Here is an 18,662-nt window from a genome sequence, read left to right as displayed (position 1 = left end):
CCAAAAAATCTCCCGCTCTCAATAATTTGAGAGGGGAGATTTTTTTAAATCATACTGATACCGATTATTCCGATGAATATGATAATAAGAAGGATAAATAGTATGACTACACCAACAATTGAAGGAATAAGAACTGTAAAGAATGCCTTCCAATTTGAAAATCGATGTGCTTCTGCTACAACACCAACTGTAATAACCATAGACCAAATGCTAGTAACAGCTGTCATAAGTATTGACGGCCAAAAAATCCAAGGGGCTGATTCCATGTAGTTAGCATCCATTAAAGACTCAGGTGATGTAAATAGCCATATTAAGTAGAATGGAATAAGCGCAATAAATGGTACACCCGCTAAGCTCAATCCTTTAAACATTTCAGAAAACGTTGCACTACCTTTAAATAATTTACCGACTAACCACAAAATTAGGGTAGAAAAAGCTGTACCAATAATTGCTGAAATCGGTGCTAAAATCACACAGAATAGCACGATAATCCAAGGGGATACATCAAGTAAAAAATTACTATCTATAAGACCAGTAAGCATAGCTCCAATATAGGCAATGGACATAACAAGAATTGCATAACCGATTGATTTGGCATCAATCATATAGCGAGCAGTTTGCTTTGGATGCATCCAAGTAGACAGAAACGGATTCACTTTAGACCTTTCTTGTTGCGGTGTTTCATTATAGTTTTCCATTAAAGTACCTCCAAAGATGATAATATATGTTTCTATTCAATATACGAGTGAAGTGGTAAAAGGTTTCAAAAAAATTTGTTAGATTGGAAATTTTGGATTGAATGTAAAAAATATTACTACTACACACTAAAAAACCCCCTCAATGCATTGGTTGCATGAAGGGGAATCCGTGATTAGTCAGCTAACATAATTTTTTCAAGCTCTAATGGCTCAATATATTGTTCACCTTTGTAAGCGCGCATATTGCCGCCAGAGATTTCATCAATTAATAATATTTCATTTGTTTGTGCGTCACGGCCGAATTCTAATTTAATATCGTATAGTGTTAAGCCTTTTTTCGCCAGCTCTGCACCAACGAATTTAGAAATTTCAATTGTGCGTTGTTTTAAAATAGCATATTCTTCATGTGTTAACAGGTTTAACATCGCTAAAGCATCTTCAGAAATTGGAGGATCTAGACGATCATCATCTTTGATTGTTACTTCTACGAAAGAGTCTAAAGGTTGTCCTTCTTGTACGTAAGCACCATAGCGACGTAGGAAAGAACCGACAGCTTTGAATCGGCAAATGACTTCTAACCCTTTTCCAAAAACAGTTGCGGGCTTTACAGTCATTGTAGCATCATCGAAGTTTGCGTCTACGTAGTGAGTAGGGACACCTTGTTCGTTTAGTTTTGAGTAGAAATAAGAAGTTAGGCGAAGACCTGCAAGACCTGCACCATCAATTGTTAAACCAACAGTATTTGCGCCCGGATCAAATACGCCATTTTCACCAGTTACATCATCTTTAAATTTTAATAAATAATGACCATCTTCTAATTTGAACACATTTTTCGTTTTACCTGTATACAATAATTCCACAAAAAACCCTCCAATATTTCATAGTACACAATAATTATAACACGAATGTTTTAAATATATAATATAAATAATGTTCGTTTTAATCTTTGTTATACTTATTTTTTCACCTATATTCTACAAAAAAATAAGATGATAACGAATGTTCGTTATCATCTTAAGTGAAATTAAGAAGATTCTAAATTTTATCAATAGATTCTAGTTACTAGATGCTAGAATAAATTGTAAAAGGATTTTATTAATATACGCCTTCAGATAGCATACCATCAGCAACTTTAATAAAGCCAGCGATGTTTGCTCCAACAACTAAGTTGCCTGGGTAACCGTATTTATCAGCAGCAGCTTTACTATCTGCATAGATATTTTTCATAATTTGGTGTAACTTCGCATCTACTTCTTCAAATGACCAGAATACACGGCTTGAATCTTGTGCCATTTCTAGTGCAGATACAGCAACACCACCAGCATTTGCTGCTTTAGCAGGACCAAATAATACGCCAGCATTTAAAAATTCGTTAATTGCTTCAAGGTCAGATGGCATGTTAGCACCTTCACCAATTGCTTTTACACCGTTTGAGATTAATGTACGAGCAGCGTCGCCATTGATTTCGTTTTGTGTAGCACATGGAAGCGCGATATCACATGGAATTGACCAAATTCCTGTACAACCTTCTGTAAATGTAGCATTTGGACGATAATTAACGTAAGTTGATATACGGTCACCTTTTACTTCTTTAATTTCTTTAACGGCATCAAGATCTAAACCTTCTGGATCATAGATATAGCCTGAAGAGTCAGAGCACGCAACTACTTTTGCACCATAAGCTTGAGCTTTTTCAATTGCATAAGTCGATACATTACCAGAACCAGAAACGACAACTGTTTTACCTTCAAAAGAATCATTTGCATCTTTTAACATTTCTTCTACAAAGTATACTGTACCGTAACCAGTTGCTTCTTTACGAGCTAATGAACCACCATAACCAGGAGTTTTACCTGTTAATACGCCAGATTCATTTGCTTTTGTTAAACGTTTGTATTGACCCCATAGATAACCCACTTCACGAGCACCTACACCGATATCACCAGCAGGAACATCGACATCTGGCCCAATATGACGGTATAATTCAGTCATGAATGCTTGGCAGAAGCGCATGATTTCTGAATCGGATTTACCTTTTGGATTAAAGTTAGATCCACCTTTACCACCACCGATTGGTTGCCCAGTTAAAGCGTTTTTAAAGATTTGCTCAAAACCTAAAAACTTAATAATTGATTCGTTTACAGAAGGGTGGAAACGAAGTCCACCTTTGTAAGGACCCATTACATTGCTGTATTGAACGCGGTAACCACGGTTCACTTGTACTTGGTTGTTATCATCTTGCCAAGCGACACGGAATGAAATGATGCGATCTGGCTCAACGATACGAGAAAGAATATTTGCTTTAATATATTCAGGGTGTTGTGCAAATACAGGCACTAATGAAAGGAAAATTTCTTCAGCTGCTTGTAAAAACTCCGCTTGATGGCTATTTTGTTGTTTTAGTTGCTCGAACACGCCGTCAACGTATTCTTGTGCTAATTGTTCATTGCTTAAAGTTGTTGTTGTCATTATGAAAACCTCCAAATTGGTTGATAGGTGTATCGTATATCTATTTTTCACACTATTCAATAAAATACTTTTTCCAAGTTGGATAAGTTTGTGAAAAAATGAGCAAACAGGGTCAAGAAAATATTATATTAAAATAATATCAAGGTACTTGATTTATCTAATAATGAGAAGGGAATGATGCCTTATTGTGAAGGTATTAATTGATGCTGATGCCTGTCCAGTCGTGGATTTAGCGCTATCTATATCATCTGAGTTTGAGATTGAAACTATCTTGTTTTGCGATACATCACACCGTATTGAACGTGATAATGTAATAACAATTATTGTACCAAAGGGTCCAGATTCGGTTGATTTCACGCTAGTGAATGCGCTTTCAAAACATGATATTGTTATTACACAGGATTACGGTTTAGCGGCCATGGTGTTGGCACGTGGAGGTTATCCAATCGATCAAAATGGCAGGGAAATGTCTAATGAAAATATCGAACGTTTGCTCGATATGCGCCATGTTGGGCAGAAAATTAGACGTGCTGGAGGACGAACCAAGGGACCTAAAAAAAGAACGAAAGAAAATAATATGCTGTTCGAAATGAAATTTCGACAAATTTGTGAACGAGCAATTTTAGCGCAAAAAATGGAGGAATCAGCAGATGGAAAATGACCTAAAACACGAATTATTTCACCAATATCCACTATTAGAAACGATAAAAAATCGGGAGACTGTATTTTGGGAGAATACAAAATGGATGAAAAAGGCAAAAACAACACTCTTTTCTAACGAGGAGGTTAAAGATGCGGAAGAAACGCTGCAACGCTTTTCTTCCTATTTAACTATTGCTTATCCTGAACTATTACACAGTAAAGGGCTGATTGAATCGCCTATTCAACAAATTGCACAAATGAAGAAGGCACTCGAGAGAATGTTCGCACTATCCATTCCAGGTAAATTCGTTTTAAAATGTGATCACACGTTGCCTATCTCTGGCTCCATCAAAGCTCGTGGTGGAATCTATGAAGTTTTAAAGCATGCAGAGCGTTTGGCAATTGCTAATGGTATGTTAACAATAGAAGATGATTATGCGGTGTTCGCCACTGAAGAACTACGGACGTTTTTTCAGCAGTATACGATTGCCGTAGGTTCAACTGGTAATTTAGGGCTCAGTATCGGCATAATGGCTAAAAAATTAGGGTTCAATGTCGTTGTACATATGTCTAGTGACGCAAAAGAGTGGAAGAAAGCGTTGCTAAGAGAAAAAGGTGCAACGGTTATTGAATATAAAGCAGACTATAGTGTTGCTGTAGAACAGGGGCGTCTGGAGGCTTCACAAAATCCAATGTGTCATTTTATTGATGATGAAAATTCAAAAGATTTATTTGCTGGCTATGCAGTAGCAGCAAAACGCCTAAAAGTCCAGTTAGAAAAGACAAACATTCAAGTGGACAAAGCACATCCATTGTTCGTTTATTTACCATGTGGGGTAGGGGGTGGACCTGGAGGGGTTGCATACGGTTTACGTGAAATATTCGGGGAGTATGTTCATATCTTCTTTGCAGAGCCAACTGCCTCACCTTGTATGATGATTGGGCTTATGACAGGCTTACATGATGAAATCAGTGTAGAGGATATTGGCTTGGACAATCAAACAGAAGCAGACGGTCTTGCTGTAGGGCGTGCTTCTAAATTTGTAGGAAAAGTGATGGAATCGTATATTAGCGGTTGCTATACTGTAAAAGATGAAGAATTGTTTATGTCCCTTGCTTTGGCAATGGAAAGTGAAGGGGTATTATTAGAGCCTTCTGCACATGCGGGAATGTTTGGTCCCATTCATTTGCTAAAGAACGGACAAAACTATATAGAAAAGCATCATTTACAGGATAAAATGGAACAAGCTACACATCTTGTCTGGGCAACAGGGGGAAGTATGGTACCACAAGAGATGCGAGAAGAGTACATGGCGAAGGTGAACATGTAGCAAAAATAAATAATGAAAAACAGTTAATGATAAAATGATGAGTAAAGTCAATAAAAAGACAGATATGCTCTGTTAGAGTGGTATGTGTCTTTTTATTTTGCAGGATGTTAATTAGGAAATTATTTTTAGTTAATAGGAAAGGATTGAACGTTATTGAAGGATTCATTAAAGCAGGCGATTATTTTACAAGCAGTAGAGGAGTCAGTTACTTATACGGATAGTAAATTAGGTGGAAGACCGTATTGTAAATTAGGTGATGATTTCCCAGTACATAGTAGTGGCATACCATATATGTTTATAGCACAGCTTAATTTTACAAAGCTACCTAAGCTAAAAGATTATCCACAGCAAGGGCTTCTACAGTTTTTTGTGTTGGCGGATGAAGATTATGGTGTTGACAAGGATGGCTATTATTGTCGGTATTATTCGGACTTTGATCCCTCTCATGATATCGAGCCATTTTCAGATGAAGAAATGGAGTATGAGCTATGTGAACCGATTATTTTTGGGGGTCCTTATGCATTGAAGGCAACATTACTTCAAGAGCTAGTTCCGTATACGGATCCTCGCTCCGTTCATTATGACTTACCAATAGAGAATCCTGCTTATTCAAAGTACTTTGATGAAACAGATGGTAGTGGAACGAAAATAGGTGGCTATGCATTTATGGATAAAAATAGCTTTGATGAAAAAAATAGCAATGCTGAGTTACTATTTCAATTAGATATGGAAGGTAATGCCAAAAAAACATATGCTATGATAGCAGACTCGGGTACATTACAATTTTTTATAGAACGAGATTCGTTAATTGCAAAGGATTTTACTCAACTTTATTATTATCTTTATAGTCTGTAAGAAAATTGTCTAGATAAGAAAAAATGTTAGAACGACTTTAGTCAATCTAACATTTTTTCTCTTTTGTGCAAGCTCATAGGTCAGCTAATTAGGGGCTTGTAATCGTATTCGCCTGTGCGGCTAAAAACACTTTATGTGCTGCGCTGACACCTGCACCTGGCTCAAAGTCATAGGCAAAGTCTTGCAATGCCGCTTCCATTAAAGAAACGGCTTGTAAAATATCGCTAGGGAAGCAGTAGCCCATATGCCCAAATCTAAAAATTTCCCCTTGTAAAGGCCCAAGACCACCAGCAAAATCTAAATGATAGTGTTGTTTAAGGTGATGTAAAAACGCATTTAATGCAATACCTTTTGGCGCCATGATAGCAGTAATCGTTGGTGAAGCGAACTCATCCGTTGTCAATAATTCCATGTGAAGAGCTTTCATTGCACTGCGCACCATATTTTTCATCAATTCATGGCGTGCAACAGTGTGAGCAAAGCCACCTTCTTCTTCAATGAGTTTACATACTTCACGTAATCCATAAATAAGTGTGATGGTAGGGGTATTTGGTGTCATCCCTTTGTGAGCCCAATCACGATAGCTCAATAAATTTAAGTAATAAGATGGCATAGTATTTTCTTCGATAACTTTCCAAGCTCTGTCACTAACGCTAACGAGAGAAAGCCCAGGTGGAAGCATCATCGCCTTTTGCGAGCCTGTTACGAGGATATCAATTCCCCACGCATCCATCTCAGCAGGAGCTCCACCAATACAGCTTACGCCATCAACGATAACTAACGCATCGCTTTCTTCACGCACGACTTGTGCTAACGCTGCAATGGGATTTAAAATACCTGTTGACGTTTCGTTGTACGTAATAAAAACAGCTTTAATATGCTGTAGAGGTTGTAAAAAAGTACGCAACTCTTCAGCTGTGCATGCTTGTCCCCATTGTTTTGCTAGCTTATGTACGTTAAAGCCATATTTTTCGCAAATTGAAACGAAATAATCTCCAAAAGCTCCTACGGTAATGACAACAACATCATCGCCCGCATTAACGGTATTGACAGCAGCAGCCTCTAGTGCTGCTGTGCCACCAGATGGAAGCAATAATATGTCCTGCTTCGTGCCGAAAACAGCTTTCACTAGCTCTGTCGTTTCACGATATAGCTCAACAAATTCATTGCTTCGATGGCTGAAGATATCTCGGTTCATCGCAAGTTGCACTTTTTTAGGAATCGGTGTAGGTCCTGGATGTCTTAAAATATTTTCATACATAAATAAAATCCCCTTTGTTTAAAAATTATAAATTCTAAATTTTCTAACTATAATATAGCATATTCATCGGGAACGCTGGCTTCATTTTGGAAAAAATATTGGAAATAGGAGGGGAATGAACAGAAACGACAACGTATAAGTACAAAAAAATCCGCTTTCCGTCTTGCTGGACGAAAAGGGATTTAAAGAGGCTCTTTACACTACAACTATACGATAAATGGTCGTTTCATACGCATTAAGCCGTAGATAGCATAGAATAAGCCACATGTAATAATAGATAAAATAATGTAGAGAACGGCTTTTCCAGACTCACCAGTCCAGCGGAATAGAAGACGATATGTGTAGTAAACCCAATAGCCGAACATAACAAGTGAAGCAATAAATCCAACTAATGGGACGAACGAAATGATAAATAATGCTGCATAAATGAATGTTGTTTTTTTCGCTGCTGCACGGATTGTCGCATCATCATCACCATTGGCGGTAAGTAGAAATAAACTATAAATATTGATAATTGGAATCCATGCTATATAAGCTACATCGCTAAAACCGTTTGTTTTCGAAGCCATAAAATAAATAAGTGCATTCACAACGTACCCAACAATTAACATGCCCAATAATACGAAAAAGAAAACCACCATGAAACCACCAAAGACTGCATCATAATCACTATAATACGGATCATAATAATTCATTAAAACTCTCCCCTTTCAATACGTTTATTTAAGCACATAAAATCCACATCATTTCCCAAGAAATATCGTAATAGTCCTATAAAAATGGACTAATTACTTTAGGGAACATTAAATCACTTTATGATATCATCCAGTTCAACATGCTCTGTAAGTAAATAAAAAAACAACTATTTTTTATAAATATCGGTATAATTGTAAGCAAGTTTTATTGTATGGAAAATAAAAATATAGAAAAATAAGTTATTCACTATAAAAATTTGATAAATCTAAATCCCCCTGATTTATCTTCTAGCAGAAGGAGACCGTTTGTATGAATCGTCCAATTTAAAAATCGCTCATTTTAATGAATGGTATTTCGTTAAAAATGGGGGAGGCAAGTTTCATGAATCGTCCAATTTAAAATCGCCCATTTCAATGAATTTATTTTCTTGAAAAATGGGGGATAGTTTATGAAATTGAGTAGAAATTTTTGGTTATTACTTGTAGGGCAGTCACTTGCCAATATAGGTGACGTTTTATATATCGTAAGTGTTATTCATATCATTTATCTTTTAACGGGATCAGCTATTGCCGCATCCTTTGTGCCATTTACGATTGCAACATCGATGTTTGTGTCCAGTATATTGACGCCGCTTTTGTTCGAGAAGGTAAATTTAAAGTGGTTAATGGCAGGTTCGCAAATCGGAAAAACGTGTTTATTATTTGCTTTAGGGCTATTGTTAGTTAGCATCTCCACAACAAATTTTTACCTGTTGTTTATTGTCATCAGTATGATTGCATTTCTTGATGGCTGTGCCAACCCAATAAGACAGACATTGGTTCCTCATTATGTGAAGGATGAACAATTATTGAAAGCAAATGGCATAGATGAAGGAGTCACGCAATTTATTCAATCCATTATGTGGTTTGTAGGGAGCCTATTTTTACTTGTTCTCAGCTCTCAGCAACTTATTTGGGTTGTGGGGTGTTTGTTTGCTATAGCGAGTTTTGTATTATCTTTATTAGAAAATGTAGACCAGCAATCACTCGAACAACAAGGGAAAATAGATCAGGTTGTTAAGGGCTGGAAAACATTGTGGAATACCCCTTTGTTACGTCAAATCGTATGGATTGATATTCTTGAAACCATTGCGGGTACGGTATGGATTGCAGCCATTATATTGGTATTTGTCCATGATGCTTTGCATGTTGACAAGCGGTGGTGGGGCTTTATCAATGGCATATATTTTGTGGGATTAATAGTGGGCAGCATTTATTGTGTGAAATATAGCGCATCCATTGAAAAGAACATAGCGCAAGTGATGGTGATTGGATCATTATTTACGTGTTGTGCCACTATTTTATTTAGTGTCAACAGCATGCCAAACATTGCATTATTTTTAACTTTTTGTGTGGGGCTTTTTGGGCAAATAAAGAGCATCCCACAACATACCGTTATTCAAACAAGTGTTTCAAGAAAGGAATTATCTGCTGTTTATACGGCTTTAAGCGCTATCTTAACGGGGGGATTTGGCATTGCCTCTTTAGTAATGGGCATAATAGCAGATGTATTCGGCATAAGAATAGTATTTATGATTTCGGGTCTATTACTAGCAATAGTAAGTATCCTAATCGGTAAAAATAGGCAGTTGTTTGTAATCAAAATGAATCAATAATAAAGAGGCTTACATCTCTTCTATGGGATGTAAGCCTCTTTTATTTGGAAATAAGGCTATTATTTAAATTTAAAAGCTTCAAAGTTGACATCGATATCGTTAGTGCTAGATTGTTTAAACTGTTTTGTAAAACGTTTTACCATTTTTTCAGGCCCACACATAAAGATACTCGTATGGGCTGGCACTGAAACATCATCAAATGTCAGCCTGTCCATAGTAGTCGTATCAATAAAATTCACTTTGAAATGTTTATTGTTTTCTGCATATTTTTGCAAAAGATCTTTGTGAATCGCATCGTTGTGCCCACGGTAAGTGTAAAATAATTCAATGTCTCGATCGGTAGGATTAGATTGTAAATAAGATAAAAAAGGTGTAATACCTACACCGCCTGCTATCCAAATTTGCTGCTGATAACCTTTGTCAAAGTCTAGATGACCATAGGGGCCTTCAACGGCTACTTTTGAATCTAATTGTATCAGTGCATTGACCTTTTTAGTAAAATCTCCAAGTGCTTTAATCGTTACATATATTTTTTGCCCATCTCCACCTGAAATAGAGAAGGGATGTGGCGCTTTTTCTAGCCCCGTTTGGAAAATTTTTAAAAAGATATATTGGCCATTTTGATAACTCAGTTTGCGATCTAAAGTTAATTCTAATTCAACAGCACTGTCACCTAATTTCCGAATGCCTGAAACTTTACCCGTATGTTTAAAGCGCATGTCCTGATACATTGTCAGCATGTACAGAGCGGACATAGTCCCGACAATAGCAGTAATGGCCGTAAATATCCCTAAAGGTGTCGGTTGAAATAAATCATATCTACTTGAGAAGTATGCATGGTAAAGACCTAATGCATAAGGAATTAGCAATAGGCGGTGGATATAGCGCCAATGCTCATATTTTAGAAATTTAGCAAATAATGCTATCACTATAAGTCCGATAAAGCCATTTTGCGCCAGCTCTCCAAGTTCTTTTGCAAATTCACTTAGCGGCGTTTCAATAGCTTGGTCTCCATGAGGGACCAAATCCTGTAATTGACTGTGTAGAATGACCAACCCTAATGACAAAATCGCCAAATATTTATGGTACATATAAACATATTCTAAGCCGTGAAACCATTTTTCAAGAATTTTCACTCGTGTTGCTAATAAAAATACTAGAAAAAATCCAGTAATCGACAATCCGCCGACGATGTGACTAAGCTTATTTAACACATGTATCGTTTCAATCGGAGTGGCAAAATACCATAGTAAGCCGCTGCCACACATTGTTATTAAAATAAATAGCATTCCTTTATACGATTTCATATTAACCTCCAGTAATCATTTTTCTCTCTCGACATACTAGATATACACTAAGTTACTGAATTATTTCTGATATTTTGATGTTCGTGTAATAAAATTTTAAAAAGATAGAACGTTGTAAAATAAAAACGTATGTTTGGAATGTATGTTCTATTTTAATGAGGAATATGGTACAGTAGAAAAGTAACATGTTTAATACATAAAAAGTGAGGTAGATATCATGCAAGGGAATACACATATTGTTGGAGGCATCACAGCAAGCCTTGCTTTTGCACAAATTTCGAATGATAATCCATTTGTATTAGTAGGAGCGGGTGTACTTGGTGCATTACTTCCAGATATTTGCCACGGAGGAAGTAAAATCGGGAGAACCTTTCCTCTTATTTCAAAAATGGTAAACAAGCTATTTGGACATCGCTCTTTTACACATAGTTTATTGTTTGTGGTTCTTGTCGCGCTATTGTTACAGACAATTATTCCATATCCGTCGATTGTTGCGGGACTTTTAATAGGGATGTCGAGTCACATTATATTGGATATGGGAACGAAACAGGGAGTGAAGCTTTTCTTTCCGTTCAACATGTCGGTTCGTTTTCCACTAACAACAAGAACAGGTGGAAAAGTAGAAAAGATTGTATTTACATTATTATCTGTACTTTCGCTATACTTGAGCTATGAGCTGATTAGTCGATTTATCAGCGAAATATAAAAGCAAAGCCCTTGTCTTAAGCTTACTTAAGACAAGGGCCTATGCATTTTTATAAATTGAAGTGAATTGTTTGAATTGTTTGGGTGTCAGGCACCTCTATTCTCCTTGCACTTCTTCTACTGTTTGCTCCACTTCTGCGCGTGTCATTTTTTCACGACCTTCTTGCATCGCTTTTAATGTTTTGTGCGCTAGCGCAAGTGGGAGTCGGCAGAACAATAGAATGGTACGCTTATTAATAGCCTTTATATAAAGGTCTGCTTTGGCTAAGTTTTCCTCTGCATAGGCAAATAAATCTTCTCGTGTCCAACCGTCCGGCACGAAGCTTACACCACGCTCATCTAAATCTTCATGCTGGTTACGTAAAATATTGACGGCTTGAAGTCCGCGACCATAGCCAATCGCTAAATCACGATCTGTTTGAATGCCTGCACCCCACGCCCATAACTCTGACAGCATTGTTCCAACGAGACCTGCCACATAGTATGTATAGTCATCCAAATCTTCACGTGTATGCACTTGCCAGTTGGCTTTTGCCCATTTTCCCATGCCATAAGCCATTTCACTTGTAGAAGCTTGGACAATTTTTCGAGATCCATCTGGACAAAATGTTAACCAATCTGCTAGGCGAAGGGAAACTTCCGGCAGTTGATCGGCATATGGAGCTAATAAGGTTTGATATGCTTCAGCATCGAATTCATTTTTTAATAATTCACTTATTGCTGAAAGTAAATCAAACTTCACATCATTCGATAGCTTTTCATGGTCTTCAATTTCGTCAATGGCACGCATCGCTAAATAAGCAGCGGCAACAGACATTTTTAAATCATTTTTTAAAAAAGTAATAGGTATATAAAATGTGCGACTCGTTTCTTTTAAAACATGCATCGCTTCTTTATAAAGTGTTTTTTGATCTTTCACTTGTATTCCTCCGTTCAAATGGTCAAGCCTCTATCTATATCGTATCGCAAAACAGGAGAAAGATAAAACAGATTGTTTAAATTCTAGTCATAATCTTTGAAAACACTTCAAATATATGATAAAGTTTAATAGTAAACTATTTAAAGCTATACAGTATTTGAATATCGGTATTAGTTTTAAAGTACTTGGTGACTGTTGGTATAAAAAGATACGTTACAGCGCTTAAGACGCTTAGGCGAAATAGAACAGAGAGGAAGTTTTTATTTATGGGTCGTTTAGACAACAAAATTGCAATTATTACAGGTGGCGCATCAGGTATGGGTGCTTCAATGGCAGAATTATTCACGAAAGAGGGCGCAATCGTTATTGCTGCGGATATTAACGAAGAAAATCTAGCTAAAATTTCTGAATTAGAAAATGTGGAAGGTATGAAATTAGATGTTTCATCTGATGAAAACTGGGCTGCATTTACAAAAGCAGTTATTGAAAAATACGGTCGAATTGATATTTTAATCAACAATGCTGGTATTTCTTCACAAAAATCTCCACAAGATATTACAGACCAAGATTGGGCGATTATGCACAAAATTAACTCATTCGGTCCGTTTTTAGGAATTAAACACGTTTCTAAATACATGAAAGAGGCAGGTAAAGGCTCAATCGTTAATACATCTTCATACACAGCTATTATCGGTTCTGGCTTAAATTCATATACAGCATCAAAAGGTTCTTTACGCGCCATCGCACGTGCTGCGGCTGCTGAATTAGGAAAATCTAATATTCGTGTAAACACAGTATTCCCAGGTGTAATTGAAACACCAATGACTGCGAACATCGGTCAATTCAAAGAAGCAATGGATATGTTAGTTCGTGCTACTCCAATGGGTCGTCTTGGCCAACCAGAAGAAGTTGCCAATGCTATTTTATTCTTAGCATCTGATGAAGCTTCATATATTACAGGTGGCGAACTAGTAATTGATGGCGGATATTCTGCACAATAATTATGTTTGCTTGTTAGAATTCATACGATTTCAAAAAGAGTTCACTGTTTTGACAGGGGCTCTTTTTTTACATAAATTTATATAATTTGTTTAATTTATCTATTTAACGAGCTTTTTTTCATGTTATTTTACATGAAAGTTTGCCAAGTTATTGCACAATCATTTCAACAGCGGTAAAGTTTAGGGAGAGCGAATATTCAATTATGCCTCGGCGTAATGATCGCTGACCTTTCGCTTTCGCGCAAAATAAAGTGCGTCAGGATTTTGAATTGTGCATACACAAAAAACTCCTTTTGAAATCCGTGACAATCGCCGGAGGCATGAACTTTTATTAGTTAGCGTTTAGACACACGCTGAATAAAAGAGTAAACTAGTATTCATATTCAACTAACCATCTATTTAGGTAGAAAAATTTCTGCTGAATAAAGTTAAAGGAGAATGGTATGCCAAAGGCTATAGGTATTGATGCAGGTGGCACATTGACGAAGGTTGCTTATTTAGACGAGCACAATGAGCTTATTTTAACAACTTTTCCGTCTAATGATTTGCAGTCTGTAATGGAGTGGATTCGAAATAATCCAGATATTGAGGATATTGGTGTTACGGGGGGGCGTACAGAACAATTACTTGATGTCATCAAAACAATGAAATCGATTCATTATATAGTAGAGTTTGAAGCTACATTGAAGGGAGTTCGTTTTTTACTAAATAAAGAAGGATACTTCTTCGAGCGTAGTATGATTACCAATATCGGTACAGGAACTTCAATCCATTATATGGAGGGGAACACCCATATACGTGTAGGAGGGACAGGCGTTGGGGGCGGAACCTTGATTGGATTGTCAGCGCTTACAACAGGGATTACAGATTACAATGAAATCCGAGAGATGGCTACAAAGGGTAATCGTGAAGGTGTAGACTTGCTTGTCAAAGATATTTATCAAGGTATGGATACACCTATTGACGGGCATTTAACGGCAAGTAATTTTGGTAAAGTCAGTATTACTGAGGAATTGAAACAGCCTGCTGAGGATATTATTGCGACTGTTCAAGGCCTCGTTGGTGAGGTTATCACGACGCTTAGTATTCAATATGCCGAGGAAAAAAATGCACAACATATTGTGTATATTGGCTCTACCTTAAGTTATAATGAACATCTTGCACAAGTCATTGCTAATTATACACGCACGAAAAAGCATACACCTGTTTTTATCAATGACCACGGTTTTTCCGGTGCAGTCGGTGCCCTACTTAACATAACTGAATATACAATTGTCTAAAGGACAAATAAAAATGTACATCCCTAACGATTTTAGTGATGTACATTTTTTTTACGAATGGCTATCGTTGGTTTTTAAGTGCAATTACTTTCGCTCTTGAATTGACACCTAGCTTACTATAAATAGTAGATAAATAAACGCGAACTGTACCATTAGATAAATGCAGTTGTTTGGCTATTTCTTGATTACTCAGCCCTTTTGTTAATAAATCGAAGAGTTCTTGTTCGCGCGGGGTAAGTAAATCAGTCGGTTCCTTCTTCACTGTACAATTTTTTTGTAAATAGTCAAAATAACTTTTAGGGACAGGATTCCATTTAGATGTTAAGGACTCTAATTGAAAATACTGGTTGAGAAGGGGCAGTATTTCTTTTTCGTCTAAAAGGGTTCGTACGTAGTAAAACTTTGCTGCCAATTGTAGCGCTTCGTGTAAAGTATCTAAAGCTATATCATGGTTGTCTAAACGTAGTTGGCAAACGGCTTCAAGAATGGTTGCTTCAATAATTGTCCCAACTTGCTCGTCTTGTTGTGCTTTTGTTTTAACTTGTACAACGATAGATAATGCATCATTTGGTTGTTTCTTTAATAATAATAATCTAGCATACACTAGCATCCAAAATGGCTGTTTCGTTTTTGTAGCCTGTAGGATAGACTCTGCACGCTCGTCATCACCCTCCACAATGTAACAAAAAGCAATCATAATTTGGATAGTATTCCGCCAATGTTTTTCAACAACATCTTCTAACAATTGTGTCAGCATAGCGCGCGCTGTATTGGTTTGCTGTTGATGCATGTAAATGTTAGCCTTTAGCAAATACATAGGAACAAATAAGTTAGGATCTGGCTGTTGTTGAGTTAATTGGATTGCAATATCAAGCTCCTTTTGCGCATCTTCTAGTAAATTTCTCTCATAGTACACCTCAGCAGCAATGCCAGATATATAGGCGGTCACATATAATGTTTTAAAATTTGTATCCCGAAATAGCTGTGTAATTTTTGGAACTTCATCCATTGCGGGTAATTTGCCTTTTGAAGCTAAATTTGTGCGCGAAAGTTTATATTCAAAATTATTGTAGGGCATTCGTACTTTATCCCAACGACACGGAGCTTGTTGTGTAGTGAGCTGTTTTTCTAATATTTCTTTCACGGTTTGTAATTTCCCACCCGAGGCAACTAAGGCATATGCTTTGGTTCGTTCGTAAATATTCGCGATAGCTATATTTTCTTTTTGTTCCATCCATTGTTCACTGAGTTGACGCTGTTCAAGCTCTTCCATTATGGAGGTAGCGGTTGTCATTTCTAATATTGAAATTGCACGTTCATAGCCCAAAATAAGCATTTCATAACGGACTGTTTGTTGATTGTCTCTTAGCTGTTGTAACCAGCGCATGAAAGTTGCAGTTTGACCTGATAAAAAAAGTTGAACAAGATGATGAGAGATCCATTGTTGGGCTTGCTCATATAGATGATGTTTTAATGCTAATTCAATCGCGGAAGTGTAATCACCTTTTCCATAAATTAATTGAACCGTTTTTTCGACAAGGGACTTTATTTCTTGTTCGGTATATTGCTTCATCAGTTCTTCTTGTAATGCCTCAGCAAATAAATGGTGATAGCGGAAAACAAGTTTTGATGATTGAAGACAAACTGTGAACAAGCCATTTTCTTCTAAATAAGCTAATAGTTCTGCACTATTCGTCTCCTCTATTAATTGGTCACATATAGCAGGCTCTAATTCATGTAAAAAAGAGGTTTTTAACAGAAAATTTTGTATTGTTTTTGGGAGTTTATGAATAATGCCTTGCCACAAAAAATTAGAAATAAATGGTTGTACTTCATTAAAATTAGTTAGACTCGTTAATAGTAATCCTGCGATCCATCCTTCTGTTTTATTTTGTATTGTTTGTAATTGGTGTTCGTTTAATGAGATTGAATTTTTTAAGGAAAAAAACTGCTTTGTTTCTTGGTAAGTAAAGCGTAAATGTTCGGTATTACATTCATGTACCCATTGTTTTACTCGCCATATCGCAATTGGTAATGGAAGAGCTGTTCGAGTAGTCAAATATATGTGAACATAAGATGGTAGTTGTTCGATTAGTTTAATCATCGTGCGATGAATTGTTTCGTTTTCTATCAAATGGTAATCGTCCATTACAAGATGAAAGCTTTTTTTAGCCGTATTTAGTTCATGGATAAACGACTCCATCAGAAAATCGAAAGTGGAAACATCTTGCCCTTGTAATAGTGGTGCGAGCACTTTATCGACATCGGTTTCACAGGCTTGCGCTACTGCCTGAAAGACAAAAGTCCAATATCTGATTGGATCATTATCTGCTTGGTCTATGGCGACCCAAGCAATTGGTTGTTGAGAATGGATAAGCCATTGACTTAAAAGTGTTGTTTTGCCGTAGCCTGCTGGCGCGCGAAGTATTGTAATCCTTTTCTGGTCATTTTCACGAAAGAAATCATGTAATCTAGGTCTTTCAATTGTTTCGGTCGTACTATAAGGCACATTTAATTTCGCGGATGATAGAGAACTTGACATGGTATGTCTCCTTTTATGATTTAAGTTATGACGTACAGTGAAAGTATTATGTAGTATATCTTCTTATAATATATGAAGTTTGCTAGATTGTTTATTCCAATTTGTCAGTATGGTAAGTCTTACAGTAGTTGGAATTTTTCCATTGAAGTTTTCACCATAGCATAAAACCTTCACGCGTGCGCACATTACAAGGAGGAGGTGAAAATCTGTGGGAAATAGAAATAATAAAAATAACAATAAAACAATGAATAAAAGAACACATAATCCTTTTGGAACGTATAAAAGTAAAGACCTTGATGATAGTAATAGTAACAATAACAACCCAAATGATAATTTAAACGAAGAATTCAGTGCAGAATTTGATGCTAAAGCGAAAAACAAAAACAATAAAACGAACCATGATAAAAACCAACAATCCAATAAAAAGAACTAAAATGGGGGAGTTAGCAATGGCAAAGAAAAGTAAAACAAGTTTCAAAAAGAAAAAGAAAGAAGATACACATAAAAGAAATGATCGGGAAGAATATTCAGCCGAATTTAATCAAGTTATTCATAATAATCCCCAGCAACCAAGCAAAAAAAGTCGTTAAGTAATTTAAGTGGAATGCTCCAAGTTACTATTTGGAGCATTTTTTAGTTTCAGCAAGGCTAAACAAATACATACATCTAAACGATTCGATTTTCTTTATTTTGCTTAAGGCATAATGATTTTTAGGATGTTGCACATTCTATAAAAAAGAAAGGGGCTTACAACATGCGAAAAATACTTGCAGCACTTGGGATTATGATGACAGTATTGGCGCTTCCACAACAAATGCCAGATGCCAATGCTCAACAACAAACGCCTGCTTATGCAAAATGGGGCAAGCTTGCGATTGAAAAAACACAGTCATCCTATCCTAATTCAAAAATTATTGATTATTTGCATGAAGGCAGTGAAATAAAAGAAGGTGCAACGATTGAAAAATTTAAACTGTGGTTACAAGAGGGTGACAAAGAATTTGGTGTTTATGTAACAATAAAATATACGACCAAAACACAACAAGTAGTTGATATCGAGCTTCAGGAAACGTCGAAATAGAGGCTGGGACATATGAGAAAAAGTGTTAGATTGAACCTAATCAATCTAACACTTTTTTGCTATGCCGTTGTTATCCGCTACAGCGGTGCTTTCCGCTCAGCACCGTAAGCCGCAACCCTCGCTAACGCGCGGTCTGCCCGCGTCTTACATTGTGTACTGTTCCCGCCGGAGTCACCACCTCCGCTACCAACAACTAGTGAACACTTCTAATTTTTTTAATT

General features: G+C 36.7%; 18 protein-coding genes. 10 read left to right on the top strand and 8 right to left on the bottom strand.

Features of this window, described 5'->3' with window-relative positions; translation table 11 throughout:
• Positions 1 to 44: 44 nt before the first annotated feature.
• The 3 genes from FC748_RS09075 to gdhA form a co-directional block, all read right to left on the bottom strand.
• Positions 45 to 698 (bottom strand): Yip1 family protein, encoded by a 654-nt coding sequence (locus FC748_RS09075; RefSeq protein WP_108030491.1) that lies wholly within the window; start codon positions 696 to 698, stop codon positions 45 to 47.
• 173 nt (positions 699 to 871) lie between these two features.
• The gene (locus FC748_RS09070; protein WP_025219181.1) at positions 872 to 1,558 is read right to left on the bottom strand and encodes a phosphoribosylaminoimidazolesuccinocarboxamide synthase; all 687 of its coding nucleotides are present in this window, start codon (positions 1,556 to 1,558) and stop codon (positions 872 to 874) included.
• A gap of 235 nt (positions 1,559 to 1,793) precedes the next feature.
• Positions 1,794 to 3,167 (bottom strand): NADP-specific glutamate dehydrogenase, encoded by a 1,374-nt coding sequence (gene gdhA / locus FC748_RS09065; RefSeq protein WP_024363410.1) that lies wholly within the window; start codon positions 3,165 to 3,167, stop codon positions 1,794 to 1,796.
• 187 nt (positions 3,168 to 3,354) lie between these two features.
• Between gdhA and FC748_RS09060 the strand changes: the two genes are divergently transcribed.
• The 3 genes from FC748_RS09060 (at position 3,355) to FC748_RS09050 (ending at position 5,995) form a co-directional block, all read left to right on the top strand.
• Positions 3,355 to 3,828 carry a YaiI/YqxD family protein gene (locus FC748_RS09060; protein WP_024363411.1) on the top strand — a complete coding sequence of 158 codons (474 nt, stop codon included), beginning with the start codon at positions 3,355 to 3,357 and terminating at the stop codon, positions 3,826 to 3,828.
• On the top strand, positions 3,818 to 5,140 hold the full coding sequence (locus FC748_RS09055; protein ID WP_108030492.1) for a D-serine ammonia-lyase: 1,323 nt from the start codon (positions 3,818 to 3,820) through the stop codon (positions 5,138 to 5,140). Before FC748_RS09060 ends, FC748_RS09055 begins: the two co-directional genes overlap by 11 nt.
• Positions 5,141 to 5,293: 153 nt before the next feature.
• Positions 5,294 to 5,995, top strand: coding sequence for a YwqG family protein (locus tag FC748_RS09050; RefSeq protein ID WP_108030493.1), 702 nt, complete (start codon positions 5,294 to 5,296; stop codon positions 5,993 to 5,995).
• An 88-nt stretch (positions 5,996 to 6,083) separates the two neighbouring features.
• Here the strand turns inward: FC748_RS09050 and FC748_RS09045 are convergent, their stop codons facing one another.
• Both FC748_RS09045 and FC748_RS09040 read right to left on the bottom strand, forming a co-directional pair.
• The gene (locus FC748_RS09045; protein WP_024363414.1) at positions 6,084 to 7,256 is read right to left on the bottom strand and encodes a pyridoxal-phosphate-dependent aminotransferase family protein; all 1,173 of its coding nucleotides are present in this window, start codon (positions 7,254 to 7,256) and stop codon (positions 6,084 to 6,086) included.
• Between the two features lie 206 nt (positions 7,257 to 7,462).
• A complete protein-coding gene (locus tag FC748_RS09040; RefSeq protein WP_108030494.1) occupies positions 7,463 to 7,951 on the bottom strand; it encodes a hypothetical protein in 489 nt (162 codons plus the stop codon).
• A 449-nt stretch (positions 7,952 to 8,400) separates the two neighbouring features.
• Between FC748_RS09040 and FC748_RS09035 the strand changes: the two genes are divergently transcribed.
• A complete protein-coding gene (locus tag FC748_RS09035; protein ID WP_108030495.1) occupies positions 8,401 to 9,606 on the top strand; it encodes an MFS transporter in 1,206 nt (401 codons plus the stop codon).
• Positions 9,607 to 9,665: 59 nt separating this feature from the next.
• Here FC748_RS09035 and FC748_RS09030 read toward each other — a convergent pair whose 3' ends face one another.
• Complete coding sequence (locus FC748_RS09030) at positions 9,666 to 10,913, bottom strand: ferredoxin reductase family protein (protein WP_108030496.1); 1,248 nt, start codon at positions 10,911 to 10,913, stop codon at positions 9,666 to 9,668.
• Positions 10,914 to 11,130: 217 nt separating this feature from the next.
• On the opposite strand from FC748_RS09030, the gene FC748_RS09025 reads away from it, so the two are divergent.
• Entirely contained in the window at positions 11,131 to 11,619 is a 489-nt protein-coding gene (locus FC748_RS09025) for a metal-dependent hydrolase (RefSeq protein WP_024363418.1), read from the top strand.
• A gap of 96 nt (positions 11,620 to 11,715) precedes the next feature.
• Here FC748_RS09025 and FC748_RS09020 read toward each other — a convergent pair whose 3' ends face one another.
• Positions 11,716 to 12,537, bottom strand: coding sequence for a squalene/phytoene synthase family protein (locus FC748_RS09020; RefSeq protein ID WP_238600186.1), 822 nt, complete (start codon positions 12,535 to 12,537; stop codon positions 11,716 to 11,718).
• A 266-nt stretch (positions 12,538 to 12,803) separates the two neighbouring features.
• On the opposite strand from FC748_RS09020, the gene FC748_RS09015 reads away from it, so the two are divergent.
• Complete coding sequence (locus FC748_RS09015; protein ID WP_024363420.1) at positions 12,804 to 13,538, top strand: SDR family NAD(P)-dependent oxidoreductase; 735 nt, start codon at positions 12,804 to 12,806, stop codon at positions 13,536 to 13,538.
• Between the two features lie 443 nt (positions 13,539 to 13,981).
• Positions 13,982 to 14,818: a type II pantothenate kinase gene (gene coaW, locus FC748_RS09010; RefSeq protein ID WP_024363421.1), complete on the top strand. Its 837-nt coding sequence runs from the start codon at positions 13,982 to 13,984 to the stop codon at positions 14,816 to 14,818.
• Between the two features lie 61 nt (positions 14,819 to 14,879).
• Here coaW and FC748_RS09005 read toward each other — a convergent pair whose 3' ends face one another.
• A complete protein-coding gene (locus tag FC748_RS09005; RefSeq protein WP_108030497.1) occupies positions 14,880 to 17,360 on the bottom strand; it encodes a winged helix-turn-helix domain-containing protein in 2,481 nt (826 codons plus the stop codon).
• Positions 17,361 to 17,568: 208 nt separating this feature from the next.
• On the opposite strand from FC748_RS09005, the gene FC748_RS09000 reads away from it, so the two are divergent.
• The 3 genes from FC748_RS09000 (at position 17,569) to FC748_RS08995 (ending at position 18,441) form a co-directional block, all read left to right on the top strand.
• Positions 17,569 to 17,793, top strand: a complete 225-nt coding sequence (locus FC748_RS09000; RefSeq protein WP_024363423.1) for a hypothetical protein — start codon at positions 17,569 to 17,571, stop codon at positions 17,791 to 17,793.
• A gap of 16 nt (positions 17,794 to 17,809) precedes the next feature.
• Positions 17,810 to 17,950 carry a hypothetical protein gene (locus FC748_RS22050; protein ID WP_162832722.1) on the top strand — a complete coding sequence of 47 codons (141 nt, stop codon included), beginning with the start codon at positions 17,810 to 17,812 and terminating at the stop codon, positions 17,948 to 17,950.
• Between the two features lie 164 nt (positions 17,951 to 18,114).
• Complete coding sequence (locus FC748_RS08995) at positions 18,115 to 18,441, top strand: DUF3889 domain-containing protein (RefSeq protein ID WP_107894102.1); 327 nt, start codon at positions 18,115 to 18,117, stop codon at positions 18,439 to 18,441.
• Positions 18,442 to 18,662: the final 221 nt, after the last annotated feature.

Origin of the sequence: Lysinibacillus sphaericus (genome assembly GCF_005217585.1) — a bacterium.
Lineage (GTDB): Bacteria > Bacillota > Bacilli > Bacillales_A > Planococcaceae > Lysinibacillus > Lysinibacillus sphaericus.
The sequence above is the reverse complement of the archived record's forward strand: the minus strand, read 5'-3'. Positions and strand labels throughout refer to the sequence as shown.

What these genes read in the sequence shown, in the direction of transcription:
- FC748_RS09035 (WP_108030495.1), top strand. Translation starts at nt 8,401, where the DNA reads ATGAAATTGAGTAGAAATTTTTGGTTATTACTTGTAGGGCAGTCACTT.
- FC748_RS09055 (WP_108030492.1), top strand. Translation starts at nt 3,818, where the DNA reads ATGGAAAATGACCTAAAACACGAATTATTTCACCAATATCCACTATTA.
- FC748_RS08995 (WP_107894102.1), top strand. Translation starts at nt 18,115, where the DNA reads ATGCGAAAAATACTTGCAGCACTTGGGATTATGATGACAGTATTGGCG.
- gdhA (WP_024363410.1), bottom strand. Translation starts at nt 3,167, where the DNA reads ATGACAACAACAACTTTAAGCAATGAACAATTAGCACAAGAATACGTT.
- coaW (WP_024363421.1), top strand. Translation starts at nt 13,982, where the DNA reads ATGCCAAAGGCTATAGGTATTGATGCAGGTGGCACATTGACGAAGGTT.
- FC748_RS09075 (WP_108030491.1), bottom strand. Translation starts at nt 698, where the DNA reads ATGGAAAACTATAATGAAACACCGCAACAAGAAAGGTCTAAAGTGAAT.
- FC748_RS09030 (WP_108030496.1), bottom strand. Translation starts at nt 10,913, where the DNA reads ATGAAATCGTATAAAGGAATGCTATTTATTTTAATAACAATGTGTGGC.
- FC748_RS09040 (WP_108030494.1), bottom strand. Translation starts at nt 7,951, where the DNA reads ATGAATTATTATGATCCGTATTATAGTGATTATGATGCAGTCTTTGGT.
- FC748_RS22050 (WP_162832722.1), top strand. Translation starts at nt 17,810, where the DNA reads ATGGCAAAGAAAAGTAAAACAAGTTTCAAAAAGAAAAAGAAAGAAGAT.
- FC748_RS09005 (WP_108030497.1), bottom strand. Translation starts at nt 17,360, where the DNA reads ATGTCAAGTTCTCTATCATCCGCGAAATTAAATGTGCCTTATAGTACG.
- FC748_RS09025 (WP_024363418.1), top strand. Translation starts at nt 11,131, where the DNA reads ATGCAAGGGAATACACATATTGTTGGAGGCATCACAGCAAGCCTTGCT.
- FC748_RS09045 (WP_024363414.1), bottom strand. Translation starts at nt 7,256, where the DNA reads ATGTATGAAAATATTTTAAGACATCCAGGACCTACACCGATTCCTAAA.
- FC748_RS09015 (WP_024363420.1), top strand. Translation starts at nt 12,804, where the DNA reads ATGGGTCGTTTAGACAACAAAATTGCAATTATTACAGGTGGCGCATCA.